This window comes from Thiopseudomonas denitrificans (genome assembly GCF_002866065.1).
In the GTDB taxonomy this organism is placed as follows: Bacteria; Pseudomonadota; Gammaproteobacteria; order Pseudomonadales; family Pseudomonadaceae; genus Thiopseudomonas; species Thiopseudomonas denitrificans.
Map to the genome: position 1 here is coordinate 267,732 of NZ_LNJZ01000003.1, position 19,280 is coordinate 287,011.

Genomic DNA, 19,280 nt, shown 5'->3' on the forward strand with positions numbered 1-19,280 from the left:
TTTTGCGGGTGCTTGGCTGTAGGGCGACGTTTTTTCTGCCCTCTTTTCTTTGCGGTGTCATGCATGCCGGGGCTTGTGCATGGTCCGATGGCATCCGGGTTGTGTGCCTTTAGAGAAGTGGTCATACCATTTAGGAGAAAGCATGGCGTTTGTTCAGGTTCAGCGTCCACGAGTGTCGGACGTCATCATGCAGCGGCTGGAGGCGATGATCCTTGAGGGCAGCCTCAAACCGGGCCAGAAATTGCCTCCCGAGCGCGAGCTGGCGGAGCAGTTCGGCGTTTCCAGGCCATCGTTGCGCGAGGCGGTGCAGAAACTGGTGGCCCGTGGTTTGCTGGTAAGCCGCCAGGGCGGTGGAAACTACGTTTGCGAGCAACTGGGGCAGTCGTTCAGGGACCCGTTGCTGAAACTGCTGGCGGGACATGACGAGTTCCATTATGACCTGCTCGAGTTCCGCCACGCACTGGAAGGACTGGCCGCCCACTATGCGGCCCTGCGTGCCACCGATGCCGACAAGGCGATGCTGCAGCGACGATTCGATGCCCTGGTGGCGACCTATGAGGCCATGGACCCGGTAGAGGAAGCCGAGGCGGATGCAGCCTTTCATCTGGCGATTGCCGAGGCGGCACACAATGTCGTGTTGTTGCACAGCATGCGTGGCATTTTTGCCCTGCTGGAGCAAAGCATCGTGAAGAACCTGACCAGCCTGTTCGAGCGTCACGGCTCGCGCGATCTGCTATACGATCAGCACCGGGACCTGCTGGATGCGATTTTGTCCGGCGATGCAGAGGCTGCCCGGGCCCGCTCTCATGAACACCTGGTGTTTGTGGAAGACAGCCTGCTCGAGCTGACGCGGGAGGAGACCCGTTTCGAGCGTGCCATGCGCCGGGTCCAGGTCGGCGGCTAAACTGGCGAAGTGGTCTGCACCGGCCTGACTTGACACGCATGTCAGCCATGCAGTCAGATGAGGCTTGCCAGTCATGCAGCCGGCCGTAGACAGCACGCCGGTGCATAAACGTTGATAACAAGGAGAACAAGCATGCAATTATCTATCCAGGACGCCTTGCAGCGTCGTCATGCGAGCAAGGCATTCGATGCCACCCGCAAGCTGTCGGACGAGGTGGTGCAGCAGATTCTAGATGTGTTGCGCTGGATGCCTTCGAGCACCAATATCCAGCCCTGGCATTTCATCGTGGCCAGCACCGACGAGGGCAAGGCCCGCATCGCCAGGGGTGCGGCAGGCCCGTACGGCTACAACGAGCCGAAGATCCTCAATGCCTCGCACGTGGTGCTGTTCTGTTCGCGCACCAGTGTCGACGAGGAGCACCTGCAGAAGATTCTGGCTGCCGAAGAGCAGGCAGGCCGTTTCAAGGATTATCCGCAGGCCCGTGAGGCTGCACACAACACCCGTGTCAGCTACCACGGTTTTCACAAGTATGAGTGCAAGGATGTCCCGCACTGGCTGGAAAAGCAGATCTACCTGAACATGGGTGGTGCGCTGCTGGCTGCCGGCCTGCTGGATATTGATGCCGTTCCCATGGAGGGTGTCGACCAGAAAGTGCTCAGCGAGGAGTTTGATCTGAGTGCGCAAGACCTGGTTGCCGTTGCGGCAGTGGCTTTTGGTTACCACAGCGAGGACGACTTCAATGCCAGGCTGCCCAAGGGCCGTCTGGCAGCTGAAGACATTTTCACCTTTGTTTGATGGCCCGGCCTGATCAGGGCCGTAAGTCATGACACTCAACAGCCGGGGCGGGTACCTTTGTGCCTTCCCCGGCTGTTTGCCGCCAGGGCGCCCTTAACAGACGGCTGAATAATACGATGAGTAGCGACACACCCCGCAAACGGCTGACTGCAACTGCAAGCTTTGAGCTGGAAATCCGCAAGAGCCGCTTTCTGGCACAGGCCGTGCATTTGCCGTCACCGGATGAAGCGCCGGAGCTGATTGCCAGGCTGTCCACGCCACAGGTCAGTCACAACTGCTGGGCCTGGCTGCATGGGGCTCAATACCGTTTCAGCGATGATGGCGAGCCGGGCGGCACGGCGGGCCGGCCGATCCTGTCGGCTATCGAAAACCAGGGCTTTGACCAGTGTCTGGTGGTGGTGACCCGCTGGTATGGTGGCATCCAGCTGGGCACCGGAGGGCTGGCCCGCGCCTATGGCGGCAGTGTCAACAGCTGCCTGCAGGATGCGCCCTTCGAACCGCTGATCGAACAGGTCAGGCTGCAGTGCCTGTGTCCCTATCCGCTGCTGGAGCTGTTCAAGGGCCTGCTGGCCGAGCAAGGCGGGACCGTGCTCAACGAGAACTTTCTTGCCGATGGCGTGCAATTGCAGCTGGCAGCACCGCTGGACAGGCAGCAGCTCCTGCAGGAAGCCATGCAGAACCTCAGCCGGGGCGAGGTGCAGTTGCTGGAACTGTAGGTTCGAATTTATTCGAACAAATCGAGCGTTGCTTGGTCGGTTGAGGTTCGTGTGCGAATGAATTCGCACACAACAGCCCGGCTTTGTAGGTTCGAATTTATTCGAACATCCGCGCAACCTGTCACGCCCGGTGCAAGATGCATGTGCGAATGAATTCGCACCTACAGATGTGCAAAGTACAATCGCAGGTCTCATCCTGAGCAGTCATGCTACGCGCAGGGTGACAGGCGTGGGTATGACAATATCAGCCCTGCTGCGCCAGTGGCGGCAGCTGCATGCCCAGTCCCAGTGCCTGGCGCACGAATATCGCCTTGGCTTCGTGCATGCTGTCCACCTGCTTCAATCCGGCATTGCGCAGCCAGCGCAGCGGCAGGGCATCGGCCTGGAACAGGTCCTGAAAGCCCTGCATGGCGGCCATCATCGCCAGGTTCTGTGGCATGCGCTTGCGTTCGAAGCGGCTGAGTACCTGCAGGCTGGCAAGGTCTTCACCACGGGCGACGGCCTTGAGCAGTGCATCGGCCAGCTCGGCCACATCCAGAAAGCCCAGGTTGACGCCCTGGCCAGCCAGCGGGTGGATCACATGGGCGGCATCACCCAGCAGCGCCAGCCCCGGCTCCACATAGCGTTTGGCATGACGCTGGCGCAGCGGTACGCTGAAACGCCGGTCGGCGTGCACAACCTGGCCAAGACGGCCTTCCAGCGCATCGGTCAGCTGTCGGCAAAACTCATCATCATTCAGCTTCATCACCTGCTGCGCCCGCTCTGGCGGCAGCGACCAGACAATCGAGCACCAGTTTTCGCCATCGGCGTGTGCCAGCGGCAGGAAAGCCAGCGGGCCTTCATCGGTGAAGCGCTGCCAGCAGGTCAGCTGGTGTGGTTGTTCGGTGCGGATGCTGGTGACCACCGCATGGTGCAGGTAATCCCATTCGCGGGTGGCGCAGCCGGCCAGCCGGCGCACGCTGGAGTTGGCGCCATCGGCGCCGATCAGCAGTGGGGTGCGCAGTTCTGTACCGTCTTCCAGTTGCAGCAGCCAGTCGTTGCCGGAGTGTCGCAGCATGGACAGGCGAACACCGGGCAGCAGCCGCACCTTGCCATCCTGCAGCTGTTCCAGCAGGGCATCCTGCACGATGCGGTTTTCCACAATGTGGCCCAGCACCTCGGCCTGCACGCTGCTGGCGCTGAAGTGGATGCTGCCGGTACCCGAACCATCCCACACCTGCATGTTACGGTAGGGGCTGGCACGACGGGCCAGAATACCGTCCCAGGCGCCGAGGTTGGTCAGCAGGTTCTGGCTGGCGGCGGACAGGGCGCTGACCCGTGGTTCGAAGGTATCCTGCGGGTTGAACGGGGCCGGCTTGAGCGGGCCGCCGTCCAGCAGGAGTACCGCCAGCCCGCTGTCTTGCAGGGCCAGGGCCAGCGCGCTGCCGACCATGCCGGCACCGACGATGATGATATCTGCGTTCATGCAATGCTCTCCGGTTTGACGGGACGGCTGCCCAGCCCCATGGCCTGGCGGGCAAACAGGTTTTTCGCCGGCGGGCACAGTTCAAGGCCGAGCAAGCCGAGCCTACGTGCCTGGCTAAGGCCGGCGGTACGGTTGGAAAACAGGCGGGTGACCTGGTCGGAAAAGCCGATGGTCAGGTCCTGATCCAGCTGCTGCCCGGCGGTATAGACCTGCAATGTGGCCAGATCCCCCAGCGGTTTTTGACTGGTCAGGAGGGTGTCGGCCAGTGCCATGGCATCCCTAAGTGACAGGTTGTAGCCTTGTCCGGCAATCGGGTGCAGGCTGTGGGCGGCGTTGCCCAGCACCACCAGGTTGCGGCGTACCTGTTCGCTGCTCTGCACCAGTGACAGCGGATACAGGTGGCGCTGGCCCACCTGGACAAAGCTGCCCATGCGGTAGCCGAAGCAGTCCTGCAACTCGTCCAGGAACTCGCGCTCGGGTAGGCCGGCCAGCCGTTCGGCTTCACCGGGCAGGCGGGTCCAGATCAGCACAAAACGGTTTTCCGTCATCGGCAGCAATGCGATGGGGCCGTCCGGCGTGAAGCGCTCGAAGGCCCAGCCGCCGTGTTGTTGTGAGGTGCTGACGGTGGTGATGATGGCGGTCTGGCCATAGCTGCGTTCGTTGCAGTGGATGCCCAGCTGCTGACGCAGGCCGGAGCGGCCGCCGTCGGCAAGGATCGCCAGCTGGCAGTTGAGCGTTTTTCCGTTATCCAGTTGCAGCCGGTAGCCGCCTTCCTGCGCCTGCATGGCGGTCACTTTGGCCGGGCAGTGCCAGTCGATGATGTCGCTGTCCAGCGCATTCCACAGGCAGTGGCCTAGCCAGGCGTTTTCCACCACCCAGCCCAGTGCGTCGACGCCTTGTTCGCTGGCATGCAGCTCGGCGGCGGCAAAGCGGCCCAGTTCGGAGATGTGGATGTGTTCGATAGCCTGCGCCCGTTGTGCTACCTGATCCCAGATGCCCAGACGCTGGTAGATCTGTTGGCTACCGTATGCAAGGGCCGAGGCGCGGACATCATAGCTGGGCTGGAATGCGTTGCCGGGGGCGAAGGGCTCGATCAGTGCGATGCGCCAGCCCCGCTCGCGGGCACCCTGCTGCAGGGCCAGCGCAAGGCTGGCGCCGACCAGACCGCCGCCGATGATGGCTATGTTGACGGTTTCCATGGGGTTCTCCTGCTGTCTTTTTAAAGTGTTGATGCTTGCACGGCTGGGGTATGAATTCCGCAAACACGCCGCAAGTACGTCCCTGTAGGCTCCGCAACGCCATCCTTGGCGTTGCAGGGTTTGCTCCACTCATGCCCCAGCCGTCCCCGGATTTCAGTGCATGCTCAACCTTTGGTGTGCTTGATCAATGCACGATCTGTGTACCCCGATGGTGCCTCCCGAACCTTTCATCTAAAAGCTATTGCACTGCTGCCATCAACGCCTCGATTTCATCCACCGTCTTGGGTACGCCGCCGGTGAGGATTTTGTGGCCGTCTTTGGTGACCACCACATCGTCCTCAATACGGATGCCGATGCCGCGCCAGCGGGCGTCGACGTTCGGGTTGTCTTTTGCCACATAGATGCCTGGCTCGATGGTCAGGCACATGCCGGGTTCCAGCACCCGCCACTGACCGCCGACCTTGTATTCACCGACATCGTGCACATCCAGTCCCAGCCAGTGGCCGGCGCGGTGCATGTAGAAGGGCTTGTAGGCTTCATCATTGATCAGGGTATCGACCTCGCCTTCGAGCAGGCCCAGACGTACCAGCCCTTCGGTGATCACCCGCACGCTGGTTTCGTGAGGCTCGTTCCAGTGGCGGCCGGGCTGTACGCAGTCGATGGCGGCCAAGTTGGCTTCCAACACGACTTCGTACAGGGCTTTCTGCTCTGGCGAGAAGCGGCCGTTGACCGGGAAGGTGCGGGTAATGTCGCTGGCGTAGCAGTTGATCTCGCAGCCGGCGTCGATCAGCACCAGATCGCCATTGCGCAGTTTCTGGTCGTTGTTGATGTAGTGCAGGATGCAGGCGTTGGCACCACCGGCGACGATCGACGAGTAGGCGGCAAAGCGAGCGCCGCTCTTGCGGAATTCATAATCCAGCTCGGCTTCCAGCTGGTATTCATGCATGCCCGGTTGTACCGCCTGCATGGCACGCACATGGGCGCGGGCCGAGATGTCGCTGGCATGCTGCATCTGGGCCACTTCGGCGGCGCTCTTGTACAGGCGCATGTCATGCAGCAGGTGATCGAGCATGACGAATTCTTTCGGCGGGCTGGCGCCCAGACGGGCCTTGCTGCGGATCACGTTGACCCAGTCCATCAACTGTTGGTCGAAGGTCAGGTTCTTGCCCACCGAGTAGTAGACGCGGTCACGGCCTTCCAGCAGGCCGGGCAGGATCTCGTCGATATCGCCGATCGGAAAGGCGTCATCGGCGCCGAAATCCTGGATGGCACCTTCCTGGCCGGCGCGCAGGCCGTCCCAGAGTTCCTTTTCCGGATTACGCTCGCGGCAGAACAGGATGTACTCGCCGTGTTCGCGGCCGGGGATCAGTACCAGCACGGCTTCCGGCTCGTCAAAGCCGGACAGGTAGTAGAAATCGCTGTTGGGCCGGTAGGCGTAATCCACGCTGTTGTTGCGGTTGCATACCGGCGAGGCAGGCAGGATGGCGATGCTGTTGGCCGCCATCTGGCTCATCAGCTGCTGGCGGCGCCTGGTGTATTCGGCGGGGCGAATGGACACGGAGAACTCCTTGTTGTCAGTGGATGGCGGGCTGTTCGGGCTGGCTGTCCGGCGTTGGGGCTGGCGTGTTGCACTCGGTAAACAGGAATACCGCTGTCATGCGCAGGTATTCGCTGACTTCCATGAAGCTGGCCTCATCGGCAGCCTCGCCCCCTTCTTCTTCATCATCGCCGGAGCTGATCTGGGCCACGGCGACATAGTCTTCGAGAATTTCGCGGGCTTCGGCAGACAGCTTCCTGTCGCCGATACTGCTGCCAAATCCGCTGAGGAAGCCCTGGCACCACTGTCCCAGTGCCTGGCTGCGGGCCGGCAGGCTGTCGTCATCGCCGGGCAGGAGCAGGGTGATGGCCATGCAGTCATCGGCGCTGATTTCGGTCTTGAGCATGTCCTGCAGGCCGGTCAGGGCAGGCTGCAGGCTGGCCGGAATGTCACCGTCAAACAGCTGGGCGGCATTATCGAGCCAGGCCTGGGGGGCAAAGCCGGCACCGGCGCAGCTGTGGCCGACCAGCAGGCCGTGCAGTTCGGCCGGGCTGAAGTGCTGGCCCTGGCTGGTCAGCAGTTGCATGAAGGCCATATAGGCGGAGGTAGGTTGGCTCATCGGGCGGGTCCTGAAACTTGGCAGTGCGTGAAGGGTCGAACCGGGCAAGTATAGCTTGATCAGGCCGGTACCGCAGGCTGCATTTGTTGTCTGCAACGTTGTTGCGTGGTATGTGCTGCTGTATTGTTGTGGGCTCCCGGTTGTTTGCGTGACCCGAAGACTGGTGTTGCGTACCGGGAAACAGGCAGGACTTGACCCGGCCGGCTGCAAGCAGGTCAACAGGAGGCAGTGTGAAAAAACCGGATTTTGCCGCTCTGGCAGACAATGTCCAGCGGCTGATACAGCAACATGCTGAACTTAAGGCACAACATGCTGCCCTAAGGGAGGCTGAGCAGCGCTGGCTGGAAGAACGTGCGCAGCTGATCAGCAAAAACGAGACCGCCCGGCAGAAAGTCGAGGTGATGATTTCCCGGCTCAAGGCCCTGGAGCAAGAATCATGACGCAGCAGACCCAGACCGTAACCGTCTATATCCTGGACAAGGAATACCATGTGGTATGTCCGGTCGAGGAACGGAGCAATCTTGAGCGGGCGGCGGCCTACCTGGACGGCAAGATGCGCGAGATCCGCCGCAGCGGCAAGGTGATCGGGGCCGAGCGGATTGCGGTACTGGCGGCCCTGAACATCACCCACGACCTGCAACATCGCACCCGTCAGCTGGAAGAAGTCAGTGACATGAACGGCGAGCAAATGCAGCAGCTGATGGGGCAGCTGGAGCAGGCGCTGGCAAATACCTGAAACCTGTTTTATCCGGTTTGAGGCAGGCTGCCATCCTGTGTATACTGAGGCCAGCTCCCTGGAGTGTGCGCCAGCTGATTACGTCCCTGAGCCGATTCACTCAAAACGGAGCCTGCCCTGTGAACTGGTGTGCATGTCCGCTTGCGGAAAGCCTGAAGGTTCAACGCGGGCTCCACCTTGGACTCTTCGGGTTCAAGGGCCACGTCAGTAGCGGCACTTTCGGGGAGTCCTTTCTTGTCCTGCCATGACCGCGCTTTCTTCATCCCTTTCTGCTGAACGTCAAAGCTTGCGTCGTTTGCTCAGATGCAAGCGCCGCGCCCTGACGGCTGCACAACAGCAGCAAGCCGCGCGGAATCTGTATCTGCAACTGGCACAGCATCCCTGGTTCCGTCGTGCCCGCCATATCGCCCTGTATCTGGCCAGTGATGGTGAAATAAGCCCCCACCTGCTGCTGCGCGAAGCTCAGCGTCGCAAAAAACATGTTTACCTGCCGGTGGTAGCGTGCCGGGCAGGCGGGCAGATGGTTTTTCAGCGTGTCGATGTCGCCACCCGCTGGGGCCAGAACTGTTTTGGAATTGTCGAGCCGATCCCTGATCACCGGCAGCAGCGTGCGTTGTGGACGCTGGATCTGGTATGCCTGCCGCTGGTCGGTTTTGATGCCGGTGGGGGCCGGCTGGGCATGGGTGGCGGTTTTTATGACCGCAGTCTGGCGGCTTGCAGCATGCCGTTACCGCGACTGCTGGGGCTGGCCCATGCCTGCCAACAGGTCGAGCGGCTGCCCGTGGCACCCTGGGACATGCCGCTGGATGCGGTGGTGACGGACTGCAGCTGGCATGATTGCCGCTAGTGTTTTCCGGCTCATTGCTGGATAAAGCGGAAGCCGGCACCGTCAGGAGTCACGCGCATTACTTCCAGCATCAGTACCGGTGCCTCGATCGGCATGTCCTGAACCTGTCCGTAGACCACATCCCCCACTTTAAGGCCGGCCAGAACAGGGTGCTGGACGAATACGCCGGTATCGGACAGGTCTTCCGTATTGGCAATGATGTCCTCGGCGAAATCGGGGTGTGTGACCTTGATGGTGCACTTCAGGGCAGTGCGGATGTGTTGACGTAGATGTACTTGCATGAGGGGCTACCTGTTCCTTGTGGGCAATGCTGCTGTAGATACTGTGGCTTTATTCATCAGGCGTCAATACCAGCGTGCCTCGCCTGCAGGGCGGCGGCGAAAGCGCTTCATGGTCCACATGTACTGTTCCGGCCAGCGGGCGACATAACTGGCCAGCGTGGTGCTCATGGCGGCCACCGCGGTTGCGGTGTCGCTGCTGTACATGTCGTCCGGGGCGGCTTCGATAATCACCTTGAAGCCGCGGTGATCGGGCAGGCGCACGGCGTGCAGGAATACTCCGGCCACCTTGTCCTGCTGGCCGGCCAGCATGCCGGCGACAAACTTGCTGGTCAGTGCCTGTACCGCCAGAAAAGGTACGAACACGCCGGAATTGAGGCTGGGCTCGGGATCGGCGGGAATGCCGACTGCGCCACCTTTGCGCACTTCCTTGATGACGCTGATGATGCCTTCGCGGGTGGAGGGTGCAACCCGGTTGCCCATCTGCGCACGCTGGCGGGCGAGCAACTCGTCCACTGCCTTGAGTTTGGGCGGACGATAGAAAATGACCGGATTGCCGCCATGCAGGCAGTAAAAATGGTTCAGCACTTCCCAGTTGCCCAGGTGGCTGGTGATGCCGACGATGGCCTTGCCTTCGGTCCGTGCCTTTTGCAGGATTTCCAGTCCTTCCACTTCCCTGATCCGTTGCAGGGTCTTGCGTGGTGGCCAGACCCAGGCACAGGCGCTTTCAGTGAAGGACTGGCCGATGTTCTTCAGGTTTTCCTGCAGCAGGCGTTCAAGCTCTGTGGTGGCAAGGTCGGGAAAACAGTGCTTCAGGTTGATCCGTGCCACCTGTGTCGAACGGTTGGGGAATTTGTACATCAGCCAGCCGGCCAGCCGGCCAAGTTTCTGTACTGCGCTCCAGGGCAGCATGGCAATCAGGCGCAAGGCACCAACTGCGAGCAGGCCTTTGAGTTTTTCCATGGTCGCGTCCTAGGTTGTCCAGAGTGCGTAGTATACCTGCCCGGTATGTTTTTCACGATGCAGTTGCCAGCGTGCCGGCAGACCCAGCGAAGAGGGCGGTTGTTCGCTCTCGGTATAGACTAGGGCTTGTTCGGCCAGCCAGCCGTTGTCTTCCAGCAACTGGCAGGCCTGCTGCAGCAGGTCACGGTGAAAGGGCGGATCAAGTAGCACCAGGTCGAACTGGCGATCGGCTGGCCGATCCAGCCAGCGCAGGCTGTCGGTCTGCGTAACCTCTGCCTGAGTGGCCTGCAACAGTTGCAGGTTGGCGCGCAGGCTGTCTGCAGCGTGACGCTCCAGCTCCAGCGCGATGCCGCTGCCGGCTCCGCGCGAGAGTCCTTCCAGAAACAGCGCACCACTACCGGCAAAACAGTCCAGCAACCGGGCACCATCGATATGGGGTGCCAGCCAGTTGTACAGGGTTTCCCGTACCCGGTCCGGGGTCGGGCGCAGGCCGGGCGCATCGGGGAAGCTCAGCCGGCGCGAGCGCCACTGGCCGCCGATGATGCGCAGCTGGTTGCTGCCGGCGTGCTTGCCGCCTCTGGCTACTGGGCGGGCCATCAGTGACGTACTCCAATGGGTGTATCAGTGCGCTCCACGGCGGGCGGCAGTGGCAGCTGCTCCACTTCCGGGCCCAGCGTGATGATGGTCAGGGCGTCGGCATCCAGATGACGCTTAACGGCGGCGTTTACCTGCTCCAGAGTAAGCTGCTCGATTTCGCTGATGAAGTCGTCCTGCCAAGTCAGCGGCAGACCATAGAAGCTGATAGCGCCAAGCTGACCGACAATGCCAGAGTTGCTGGCAGCGTTGAGCGGAAAGCTGCCGAGAATCTCGCGCTTGCTGGCAGCCAGCTCTGCGGCGGTGGGTCCCTGTGCGATGAATTCACGCAACAGTTGCTGCACGAACTCCAGTGTCGCCTGGCTCAGTTCGGCACGGGTCTGCACGCTGATCATGAAAGGGCCACGGGTCTGCATCGGGCTGAGCATGGAGTAGATGCCGTAGGTCAGGCCGCGCTTTTCCCGCACCTCTTCCATCAGCCGGCTGCCAAAGCCGCTGCCGCCCAGAATCTGGTTGGCCAGATACAGTGCAGGGTAGTCGGGGTGGCCACGCTCCACTGCCAGCTGTGCCAGCAGGATATGGGTCTGGCTGGAGTCGAAGTCGATATGGCGCTGGCTGGCCCCGGGCGGGGTTGCCGTATCAACCTTGGCTACTGTCTTGCCCTGCGGCAGCGCGCGGCTGATGCGTTCTGCGACCTGTTCGGCACGGGCGCGGTCCAGGTCGCCGACCAGGGCGATCTGCACGTTGCCGGCTGTGTAGAAGTGCTGATGGAAGTCGCGCAATTGCTGGCGGCTGATGCCGGCAATGCTGGCTGCGTCACCGGCACTGGGGTGGGCGTAGGGATGCTGGCCATAGAGATCGGCAAACAGCGCCTGGTTGGCCAGTGTGCCCGGGTCTTTCTGCTGCTGCTCGAAGGCTGCACGCAGCTGATTTTTCAGTCGCTGGATATCGGCCTGACGAAAGGCCGGTTCGGCCAGCAGCTCGGTGAACAGCTGCAGGGCCGACTCGCTCAATGCCGGATCGCTCAGACTGCGCAGGCTGACAATGCCCATGTCACGGTAGCTGCCGCCACCGAAGCGGGCACCAAGGTTCTCGAAACCAAGGGCGATCTCGTCGGCAGTCTTGCTGGCAGTACCTTGATCGAGCAGGGCGTTGGTCAGGCTGGCCAGGCCGGGCTGGCCGCCATCCTGGCTGCTGCCGGCGGCGAAGGTCAGACGGATGTCGAACATTGGCAGTTCGGGTGCCTGAACAAAGAGCACCTGGCTGCCACTGGTGGTGTGCCACTGCTGGATATCCAGACTGCGGCGCTCGGGTGCCTGGTCACCCAGCCGTGCCAGGCTGCTCAGGCGGCTGTCGGTTTGACTGGACTGGGTGGCACAACCGGCCAGCAGACTGCCGGCGAGCAAGCTGATGGCCAGGCAGGAAAACAGGCGGCTCATGGACGGGCCTCCTCGGGCAGGACATGCATGGTGATGGAGCGTTGCGGCGTGAAGAAGCGGCGTGCGGCCGCCTGGATATCGGCCGGGGTGACGGCATTCAGGCTGTCGAAATCGCTGTCCAGCAGCTGCCAGGACAGGCCGACGGTTTCCAGCATGCCGATGCTGCGGGCCTGCCGGGTGATGGAATCGCGGGCATAGACTTCGCTGGCGATCAGCTGGGCACGTACCCGCTCCAGCTCGGCCGCATCTGGCGGGCTGTCCTGCAATGCTTTCAGCTGCTGCCAGAGGGCCTGCTCCACCTGTTCGGTGGTGATGCCTTTCTGGATATTGGGTGTGGCCGACAGCATGAACAGGCTGTCGCCCCGGGCAAAGGCGTTGTACCAGCTGGCGGCACCGGCCACCAGTTCCTGCTGGCGCTCAAGGCGTACCGGCAGACGGGCGCTTTCACCGCCGCTGAGCAGGGTGCTGATCAGGCGCAGGGCGTGGATTTCCGTAGTGTTTTCACTGGTGCTCAGGGAAGGCACGTTGAAACCCAGCAGCAGTGACGGCAGACGGGTTTTCAGATACTGGCTGCTGCGGCGCTCGCCGGGCTCGTCCAGTTCCAGCGGCTGCCTTGCCTCGGGCACGGCGCGGGCGGGAATGCTGCCGAAATGGCGCTCAACCAGGGTTTTGACCTCTGCCGGCTGCACGTCGCCGACAATCACCAGGGTGGCGTTGCCGGGGCTGTACCAGCGCTCATGCCACTGGCGCAGGTCATCGATGGTCATGCGTTCAAGGTCGTGCATCCAGCCGACGGTGGGAATGCTGTAGCTGCTGGCCGGATGCGCCAGAGCCAGAAAACGTTCGTAGGCCAGTCCCGAAGGGTTGTCGTCGGTGCGCATGCGTCGCTCTTCCTTGATCACCTCGATTTCACGCAGAAATTCGTCTTCGGGCAGGGTCAGGCCGGCCAGCCGGTCGGCTTCCATTTCCAGCGCCACTTCCAGCCGGTCTTTGGCCAGCACCTGGTAGTAGGCGGTGTAGTCGTCACTGGTGAAGGCATTCTCTTCCGCACCCAGCTCGCGCAGAATGCGCGAGGACTCGCCCGGGCCCAGCTTGCTGCTGCCCTTGAACATCATGTGCTCCAGTGCATGGGCCAGACCGGTGCTGCCGGGCGTTTCGTAGCTGGAGCCGGCCTTGTACCATAATTGGCTGACGACGACAGGTGCGCGATGGTCTTCGCGGACAATTACCTTGAGGCCGTTGTCGAGGCTGAATTCATGGGTAGCTGGCGGGGTGGAGGCCTGCACGGGAAGGATTGCCAGCGTGGTGGCAAACAGGGTGATACCTAGGCGTAACAATGATGACATGGGAAATCCTGAAGGGTCTGGTCTTTTGTCGTAGCAGCTTTCTGGGACATTCGGGGGACTAATGATAGAATACACCGCATTTTCATTCACGGTTGTTGTGCCACAGGCGGCAACAGCCCTTGCTGAGATCGCCATTATCCATGTCTGGTTCCGGTAACGACACAAATCAAACGCCCCCGCAGAAGAAAGGATTGTTTTCCTGGCTCCGCAAAAAGCCCGCAGCCGAGGCTGTGCCAAAGCTTGCCGAGGCCAGCGCAGAACAGCAGATAACCGGTGAGCAGCCTGACGGGGCCGAGCTTGAGGGTGAACCGGTTGCGGCCGCTGTAGCTGCGCAGGAAACTGTTGTAGAGCCAGAGCCAGAGCCAGAGCCAGAGCCAGAGCCAGAGCCAGAGCCAGAGCCAGAGCTGGAAGCTTTTGGGCTGGGGGAAGGGCGGCCCGGGATTGCACCTGTGGCAGGCGGAAGCGGGCCGGTAGTCGAAGCAGGTGCGGATATCAGTATTGCTGAACAGCCGGCAACAGACATGCCGATAGCCGGTGAGACGGATGTTGCCACTCACCCCGCCGTGGCGGATGCTCCCGAACCCGAACCCGAACCCGAACCCGAACCCGAACCCGAACCCGTCGGGGAGCCGGTGGCTTCCGCTGCCGACGCGGATGACGGCAACAAAAAGGGCTGGTTTGCCCGTCTGCGTCAGGGGCTGGCGAAAACCGGTGCCAACTTCGGCGAGGGTGTCGCGACCCTGTTCATGGGCCGCAAGGCTATTGACGATGACCTGTTTGAAGAGCTGGAAACCAGGCTGCTGATGTCCGATGTTGGCGTCGAGGCCACCAGTGAAATCGTCGAGCGCCTGACCCAGCGCGTCAAACGCAAGGAACTGGCCGACAGCGATGCACTGTTCAAGGCGCTACAGGACGAGCTGGAAGAGCTGCTGCAACCGGTTGAGCAGCCGCTGGTCCTGGCCAGCCAGAAACCGCAGGTGATTCTGGTGGTAGGCGTCAACGGTGCCGGCAAGACCACCACCATCGGCAAGCTGGCGTCGCGCCTGCAAAAGGAAGGCAAGAAGGTCATGCTGGCCGCGGGTGATACCTTCCGTGCCGCGGCCGTCGAGCAGCTGCAGGTCTGGGGCGAGCGCAACAACATCCCGGTGATTGCGCAGCACACAGGTGCCGACTCGGCTTCGGTCATTTATGACGCCGTTGAAGCGGCCCGTGCCCGTGGTATCGATGTGCTGATTGCCGACACTGCCGGCCGCCTGCACAACAAGGACAACCTGATGGAAGAGCTGAAGAAGGTCCAGCGCGTGATGTCACGCCTGGACGAGTCGGCTCCCCACGAGGTGCTGCTGGTGCTGGATGCCGGCACCGGCCAGAACGCCATCAACCAGACCCGCCAGTTCAACGAGGCAGTGGCCGTCACCGGTCTGGTGCTGACCAAGCTGGACGGTACCGCCAAGGGTGGCGTGATTTTCGCGCTGGCCAAGCAGTTCGATATCCCGGTGCGCTTCATTGGCGTGGGCGAAGGCATTGACGACTTGCGGCCCTTTGTCGCCAGGGATTTTGTGCGGGCACTGTTTGCCGGCAAGGACGGCGAATGATCCGTTTCGACCGGGTAGCCAAACGTTATGCCAACGGGCACGTCGGCCTGCATGAATTGAGTGTGCATGTGCGCCGTGGCGAGTTCCTGTTTGTTACCGGCCATTCGGGCGCGGGCAAGAGCACCATGATGCGCCTGTTGCTGGCGATGGAACGTCCCACCGCCGGCAAATTGCTGTTGGCCGGGCAGGATCTGGGCAAGATCCGCAACTCGCAGATTCCCTTCCTGCGTCGCCAGATCGGCGTGGTATTCCAGAACCACCAGCTGCTGTTCGACCGCAGTGTTTTCGAGAACGTGGCCTTGCCACTGCACATCCTTGGCCTGTCGCGCGAGGAGATCAATGCCCGTGTCAGCCTGGCACTGGAACGTGTCAGCCTCAGGGACAAGGCCATGCAACCCCCTTCGGACCTGTCCACCGGCCAGCAGCAGCGGGTCGGCATTGCCCGTGCCATCGTGCACCAGCCGGCCCTGCTGCTGGCGGACGAGCCGACCGGCAACCTCGACCCGAAACTGGCAGCAGAAATCATGGCGGTATTTGAAGACATCAACCGGCTGGGCACTACGGTGATCATTGCCAGCCACGACCTGGCGCTGATCGCCCGCATGCGTCACCGCATGCTGACCCTGCAGCGCGGTCGCCTGATTGCCGATGGCGAGGCGGTCTGATGAGCGCACAACTGACTCCCGACCAGCCTGGCAAGCGTATTGGTGCAACCGAGCGTCACCGGGTGGATAGCCCGCCCGTCGAGGCGACTGAAGCCCGTGTCCAGCTGCAGGCCTGGCTGAACAGCCACCGGGCGAGTTTTCTCGACAGTGCCTGGCGTATTGTGCGCCAGCCATTCGGCAGCTTCTTCACCTGCCTGGTGATTGCGGTGGCGCTGAGCCTGCCGATGGGCCTGACCTTGCTGTTGAACAACCTGAACCAGTTGGGAGCATCCTGGCAGCAGGCGGCACAAATCTCGGTATTTTTTGAACTGAAGACCACGGACAGGCAGGCACAGGCATTGCTGGCCGATTTGCAGTCGCATGAAGGCATTGCCGAAGTGCAGTGGATCAGCCGGGAGCAGGCGCTGCAGGACTTTTCCAGTTTTTCCGGACTGGGCCAGGTACTGCAGGAGCTGCCGGACAACCCGCTGCCGTCCAGCCTGCTGATCACGCCGCTGCAGATTGATCCGGACGGCTTGCAGGAACTGGTGCACAGCCTGGAAAACATGCCTCACGTGCAGCAGGTGCAGCTGGACCTGCAGTGGGTCGAGCGGCTGGCCGCCATGTTGCGGCTGGGCGAGCGTTTCATCTTCGCCCTGACCCTGGTTCTGATTGCCGCGCTGTTGCTGGTGGTCGGTAATACCATCCGCCTGCATATCGAAAACCGCCGCACCGAGATCGAGGTGATCAAGCTCGTCGGCGGTACCGACGGTTACGTGCGCCGGCCCTTCCTCTATATGGGGGCACTGTACGGTGTCGGTGGCGGCTGTCTGGCCTGGCTGTTGCTGGTCTGGGGCTTTGCCTGGCTCAATCAGTCTGTAACGGAGCTGGCCAGTTTGTACGCCAGTGATTTCCGGCTGGCCGGTGTATCGCTTGATGATGGATTTTCTTTGTTGATTGGTGCAGTATTGCTGGGTTACATCGGTGCCTGGCTGGCAGTTGCGCGCCACTTGCGCGAGCTGTTGCCAAGCTGAGGTGGCGGCTGTCGCGGCGCTCCGCCCAGACAGGCAGCGCGACTCTCTGCGCAGTGCATTGATATTGGCATGACTGCATGATATTCAATGTTTAACTGAACTTATCCACAGAGGCCGGGTCTGACTCTTCAGTGAGCAAGACCATGAATTTGGGGGACGATTTACATGACAACGACTACAGCCTTACAACCGGTACAGCTGCTGAGCCCTGGTGCCAATCTGCAGGCGTACGTGCATTCGGTAAACAGCATTCCCCTGCTGACTGTCGAGCAGGAGCGGGAGCTGGGTGAGCGCCTGTACTACGAACAGGACCTGGATGCGGCTCGCCAATTGGTGATGGCCCACCTGCGTTTTGTTGTCCACATTGCCCGCAGCTATTCCGGCTATGGCCTGGCCCAGGCCGACCTGATCCAGGAAGGCAACGTTGGCCTGATGAAAGCGGTCAAACGTTTCAATCCTGAAAAGGGCGTGCGCCTGGTGTCCTTTGCCGTGCACTGGATCAAGGCCGAGATTCACGAGTTTGTCCTGCGCAACTGGCGCATCGTCAAGGTGGCCACCACCAAGGCTCAGCGCAAGCTGTTCTTCAACCTGCGCAGCAAGAAAAAGGGCTTCAACTGGCTGACCCAGGACGAAGCCAGTGCGGTGGCCGACAGCCTGGGTGTGGAAGTGCGCGATGTGCACGAGATGGAAAGCCGTCTGACCGGCCATGACATGACGTTCGACCCGCTGGATGCGGATGATGACGATGCCACTTTTGCTCCGGCACAGTATCTGGAAGACCACAGCCACGACCCGGCCTTGCGCTATGAGGCCGAACACACCGCCGAAAGCGAAAGCGCCAGCCTGTATCAGGCACTCGGGCAGCTGGACGAGCGCAGCCGGGACATTGTCCAGCAGCGCTGGCTGAATGACGAAAAAGCCACCCTGCACGAGCTGGCCGCGCAGTATGATGTGTCTGCCGAGCGCATCCGGCAAATCGAACAGGCGGCGATGAAAAAACTCAAGGGTTCGATCTTGGCCTAGATTTGCTACAGGCATGAAAAAAGCGACCATCAAGGTCGCTTTTTTCATGCCCGGAATAAGCCTGCGAGCTATTCGCGCAGCGGTGCGCGCGAGCCCAGATAGCACAGGATAAAGGCCGTCAGGCCAAAACCGGCCAGCGCCGCAGGCAGGGTCAGCAAGGTGGTCGGGGTCAGGTTGACGATGAAGCCCAGCAAGCCTGCGAGCAGGAATTGCAGCATGCCCATCAGCGACGAGGCGATACCGGCAAACTGCCGCGCATAGCCCATGGTCACCGCAGTCAGGTTGCCGGTGATCATGCCGAGCATCGACAGGCCCAGGCCAAGGATCACCGCATAACTCCAAACATCAGCCAGTTCCAGCACCACCAGGATGCTCAGGCTGCCGGAAGCGGCTACGAAACCGGTCAGCCCCATGTACAGCACCTGCAGGGGCTTGTATAGGCGCAGCAGGCGCAGGTTGATCTGACCGGTGAGAATCATGGCGCTGGCGCAGGCGGCAAAGATCAGGCTGTACTGGCTGGGCGACAGCTGGTACTGCTGGATGAAAACGAATGGCGAGTTGTTGATGTAGGTGAATAGCGCACCGACCGTGAAACTGGACGCGAGGGTGAACAGCATGAAACGCGAGTGTGCCAGCAGCTTGAAGTAGTTGCGCAGGATATTTCGCACCGAGATCGGCAGACGCCTTTCCGCGGGTAGGGTTTCCGGCAGCATGCGCCAGCTGCACAGTCCGGCGACCACTCCGGCAATCACCAGTACCCAGAAGATCAGCTGCCAGGGTCCGAACATCAGGGTGGCACTACCGATCAGCGGTGCGGTGATCGGCGCAATCATCATCACCTGCATCAGCATCGAGAAGGCTCGTGCTGCCGTATCCACGTCACAGGTATCGGCAATGATGGCACGCGGCGTGACTGAGCCGGCGGCAGCGCCCAGCGCCTGGATGAAACGGGCCACCAGCAACAACTCGAAACTCTGAGCCAGGGCTGCTAGTGCCGAGCCGAGCACGAACAGCAGGACGCCAACCAGCAGTGGCTGGCGCCGGCCATAGCGATCCAGCAGAGGACCATAGACCCCCTGGCCGACCGCCAGGCCGATCAGGAACACCGTCAGGGTCTGCTGCACCTCGCCGGCACTGATCTGCAAACCGGCACCTATTGCCGGGTAAGCCGGCAGGTACATGTCGATGGCTGCGGCAACCAGTGCGTTCAGGGAGGCCAGCAGGATGATCAGCCGCATGCTGATGCTTTGCACGGTAGAAGTCATGATTTGCCGGGGTCAGAGAAAGTGACATCAATTATACATTTTTGCCGGTACTGCCATGCGTTGACCGCCGGGCCGGCCGGAACATGTCGTTTTCGACTGCAAGCGGTCGGGAAAATTTGACCTGGATCAGTTGTTTTGCAGTTCCCTTGTGCAGAAAAAACAGGATGCGCCGGGGGCGTTCGTAGCGACGGCGGACGAAAAACCGGGATTTCAAGCTTTTGTTTTTTGTAACTATATGAATAGCAAGGTAATTGCTCTTTCCTTGTGACAGCTTCAGATGA

The 19,280-nt window shown here is 61.4% G+C and carries 20 protein-coding genes and 1 other RNA gene; 11 read left to right on the forward strand and 10 right to left on the reverse strand.

Translation table 11 applies throughout. The features are described from left to right. Window positions 1-142: 142 nt before the first annotated feature. The 3 genes from AR306_RS02565 (at window position 143) to AR306_RS02575 (ending at window position 2,415) form a co-directional block, all read left to right on the forward strand. Window positions 143-904, forward strand: a complete 762-nt coding sequence (locus AR306_RS02565; RefSeq protein ID WP_101495981.1) for an FCD domain-containing protein — start codon at window positions 143-145, stop codon at window positions 902-904. A 132-nt stretch (window positions 905-1,036) separates the two neighbouring features. Next, the gene (nfsB, locus tag AR306_RS02570) at window positions 1,037-1,699 is read left to right on the forward strand and encodes an oxygen-insensitive NAD(P)H nitroreductase (protein WP_101495982.1); all 663 of its coding nucleotides are present in this window, start codon (window positions 1,037-1,039) and stop codon (window positions 1,697-1,699) included. A 116-nt stretch (window positions 1,700-1,815) separates the two neighbouring features. After that, window positions 1,816-2,415, forward strand: coding sequence for an IMPACT family protein (locus tag AR306_RS02575; protein WP_101495983.1), 600 nt, complete (start codon window positions 1,816-1,818; stop codon window positions 2,413-2,415). 244 nt (window positions 2,416-2,659) lie between these two features. Here the strand turns inward: AR306_RS02575 and AR306_RS02580 are convergent, their stop codons facing one another. The 4 genes from AR306_RS02580 to AR306_RS02595 form a co-directional block, all read right to left on the reverse strand. Then, complete coding sequence (locus AR306_RS02580) at window positions 2,660-3,880, reverse strand: 2-octaprenyl-3-methyl-6-methoxy-1,4-benzoquinol hydroxylase (protein WP_101495984.1); 1,221 nt, start codon at window positions 3,878-3,880, stop codon at window positions 2,660-2,662. After that, window positions 3,877-5,079, reverse strand: coding sequence for a 2-octaprenyl-6-methoxyphenyl hydroxylase (gene ubiH / locus AR306_RS02585; RefSeq protein WP_101495985.1), 1,203 nt, complete (start codon window positions 5,077-5,079; stop codon window positions 3,877-3,879). The genes AR306_RS02580 and ubiH overlap by 4 nt, the downstream gene beginning before the upstream one ends. A 238-nt stretch (window positions 5,080-5,317) precedes the next feature. Next, window positions 5,318-6,637: a Xaa-Pro aminopeptidase gene (gene pepP / locus AR306_RS02590; protein ID WP_276307453.1), complete on the reverse strand. Its 1,320-nt coding sequence runs from the start codon at window positions 6,635-6,637 to the stop codon at window positions 5,318-5,320. A 16-nt stretch (window positions 6,638-6,653) separates the two neighbouring features. Then, window positions 6,654-7,235, reverse strand: coding sequence for a UPF0149 family protein (locus AR306_RS02595; protein ID WP_101495986.1), 582 nt, complete (start codon window positions 7,233-7,235; stop codon window positions 6,654-6,656). 230 nt (window positions 7,236-7,465) lie between these two features. On the opposite strand from AR306_RS02595, the gene AR306_RS02600 reads away from it, so the two are divergent. The 4 genes from AR306_RS02600 (at window position 7,466) to AR306_RS02615 (ending at window position 8,818) form a co-directional block, all read left to right on the forward strand. Next, a complete protein-coding gene (locus tag AR306_RS02600) occupies window positions 7,466-7,675 on the forward strand; it encodes a TIGR02449 family protein (RefSeq protein ID WP_101495987.1) in 210 nt (69 codons plus the stop codon). Then, window positions 7,672-7,971: a cell division protein ZapA gene (locus AR306_RS02605; protein WP_101495988.1), complete on the forward strand. Its 300-nt coding sequence runs from the start codon at window positions 7,672-7,674 to the stop codon at window positions 7,969-7,971. The genes AR306_RS02600 and AR306_RS02605 overlap by 4 nt, the downstream gene beginning before the upstream one ends. A 52-nt stretch (window positions 7,972-8,023) precedes the next feature. Beyond that, a non-coding RNA gene (gene ssrS / locus AR306_RS02610) (6S RNA) lies at window positions 8,024-8,201 on the forward strand. 14 nt (window positions 8,202-8,215) lie between these two features. Beyond that, entirely contained in the window at window positions 8,216-8,818 is a 603-nt protein-coding gene (locus AR306_RS02615) for a 5-formyltetrahydrofolate cyclo-ligase (RefSeq protein ID WP_101495989.1), read from the forward strand. Window positions 8,819-8,829: 11 nt separating this feature from the next. Here AR306_RS02615 and AR306_RS02620 read toward each other — a convergent pair whose 3' ends face one another. From AR306_RS02620 to AR306_RS02640, 5 genes are all read right to left on the reverse strand, one after another. Next, window positions 8,830-9,099: a PilZ domain-containing protein gene (locus tag AR306_RS02620; protein WP_101495990.1), complete on the reverse strand. Its 270-nt coding sequence runs from the start codon at window positions 9,097-9,099 to the stop codon at window positions 8,830-8,832. A gap of 63 nt (window positions 9,100-9,162) precedes the next feature. Continuing rightward, complete coding sequence (locus AR306_RS02625; RefSeq protein WP_101495991.1) at window positions 9,163-10,059, reverse strand: lysophospholipid acyltransferase; 897 nt, start codon at window positions 10,057-10,059, stop codon at window positions 9,163-9,165. A 9-nt stretch (window positions 10,060-10,068) separates the two neighbouring features. Next, the gene (rsmD, locus tag AR306_RS02630) at window positions 10,069-10,656 is read right to left on the reverse strand and encodes a 16S rRNA (guanine(966)-N(2))-methyltransferase RsmD (RefSeq protein ID WP_101495992.1); all 588 of its coding nucleotides are present in this window, start codon (window positions 10,654-10,656) and stop codon (window positions 10,069-10,071) included. Beyond that, entirely contained in the window at window positions 10,656-12,092 is a 1,437-nt protein-coding gene (locus tag AR306_RS02635) for a M16 family metallopeptidase (RefSeq protein WP_101495993.1), read from the reverse strand. Before AR306_RS02635 ends, rsmD begins: the two co-directional genes overlap by 1 nt. After that, window positions 12,089-13,438 (reverse strand): M16 family metallopeptidase, encoded by a 1,350-nt coding sequence (locus AR306_RS02640; protein WP_101495994.1) that lies wholly within the window; start codon window positions 13,436-13,438, stop codon window positions 12,089-12,091. Before AR306_RS02640 ends, AR306_RS02635 begins: the two co-directional genes overlap by 4 nt. 140 nt (window positions 13,439-13,578) lie before the next feature. Here AR306_RS02640 and ftsY point away from each other — a divergent pair, with 140 nt between their 5' ends. From ftsY to rpoH, 4 genes are all read left to right on the forward strand, one after another. Next, window positions 13,579-15,033 carry a signal recognition particle-docking protein FtsY gene (gene ftsY / locus AR306_RS02645; protein WP_101495995.1) on the forward strand — a complete coding sequence of 485 codons (1,455 nt, stop codon included), beginning with the start codon at window positions 13,579-13,581 and terminating at the stop codon, window positions 15,031-15,033. Continuing rightward, window positions 15,030-15,698, forward strand: a complete 669-nt coding sequence (ftsE, locus tag AR306_RS02650) for a cell division ATP-binding protein FtsE (RefSeq protein WP_101495996.1) — start codon at window positions 15,030-15,032, stop codon at window positions 15,696-15,698. Before ftsY ends, ftsE begins: the two co-directional genes overlap by 4 nt. Continuing rightward, window positions 15,698-16,711 carry a permease-like cell division protein FtsX gene (ftsX, locus tag AR306_RS02655; RefSeq protein ID WP_101495997.1) on the forward strand — a complete coding sequence of 338 codons (1,014 nt, stop codon included), beginning with the start codon at window positions 15,698-15,700 and terminating at the stop codon, window positions 16,709-16,711. The genes ftsE and ftsX overlap by 1 nt, the downstream gene beginning before the upstream one ends. A gap of 165 nt (window positions 16,712-16,876) precedes the next feature. Beyond that, window positions 16,877-17,734, forward strand: coding sequence for an RNA polymerase sigma factor RpoH (gene rpoH / locus AR306_RS02660; RefSeq protein ID WP_101495998.1), 858 nt, complete (start codon window positions 16,877-16,879; stop codon window positions 17,732-17,734). A gap of 68 nt (window positions 17,735-17,802) precedes the next feature. Here rpoH and AR306_RS02665 read toward each other — a convergent pair whose 3' ends face one another. Further along, window positions 17,803-18,999, reverse strand: a complete 1,197-nt coding sequence (locus AR306_RS02665) for a multidrug effflux MFS transporter (protein WP_101495999.1) — start codon at window positions 18,997-18,999, stop codon at window positions 17,803-17,805. Window positions 19,000-19,280 lie beyond the last annotated feature (281 nt).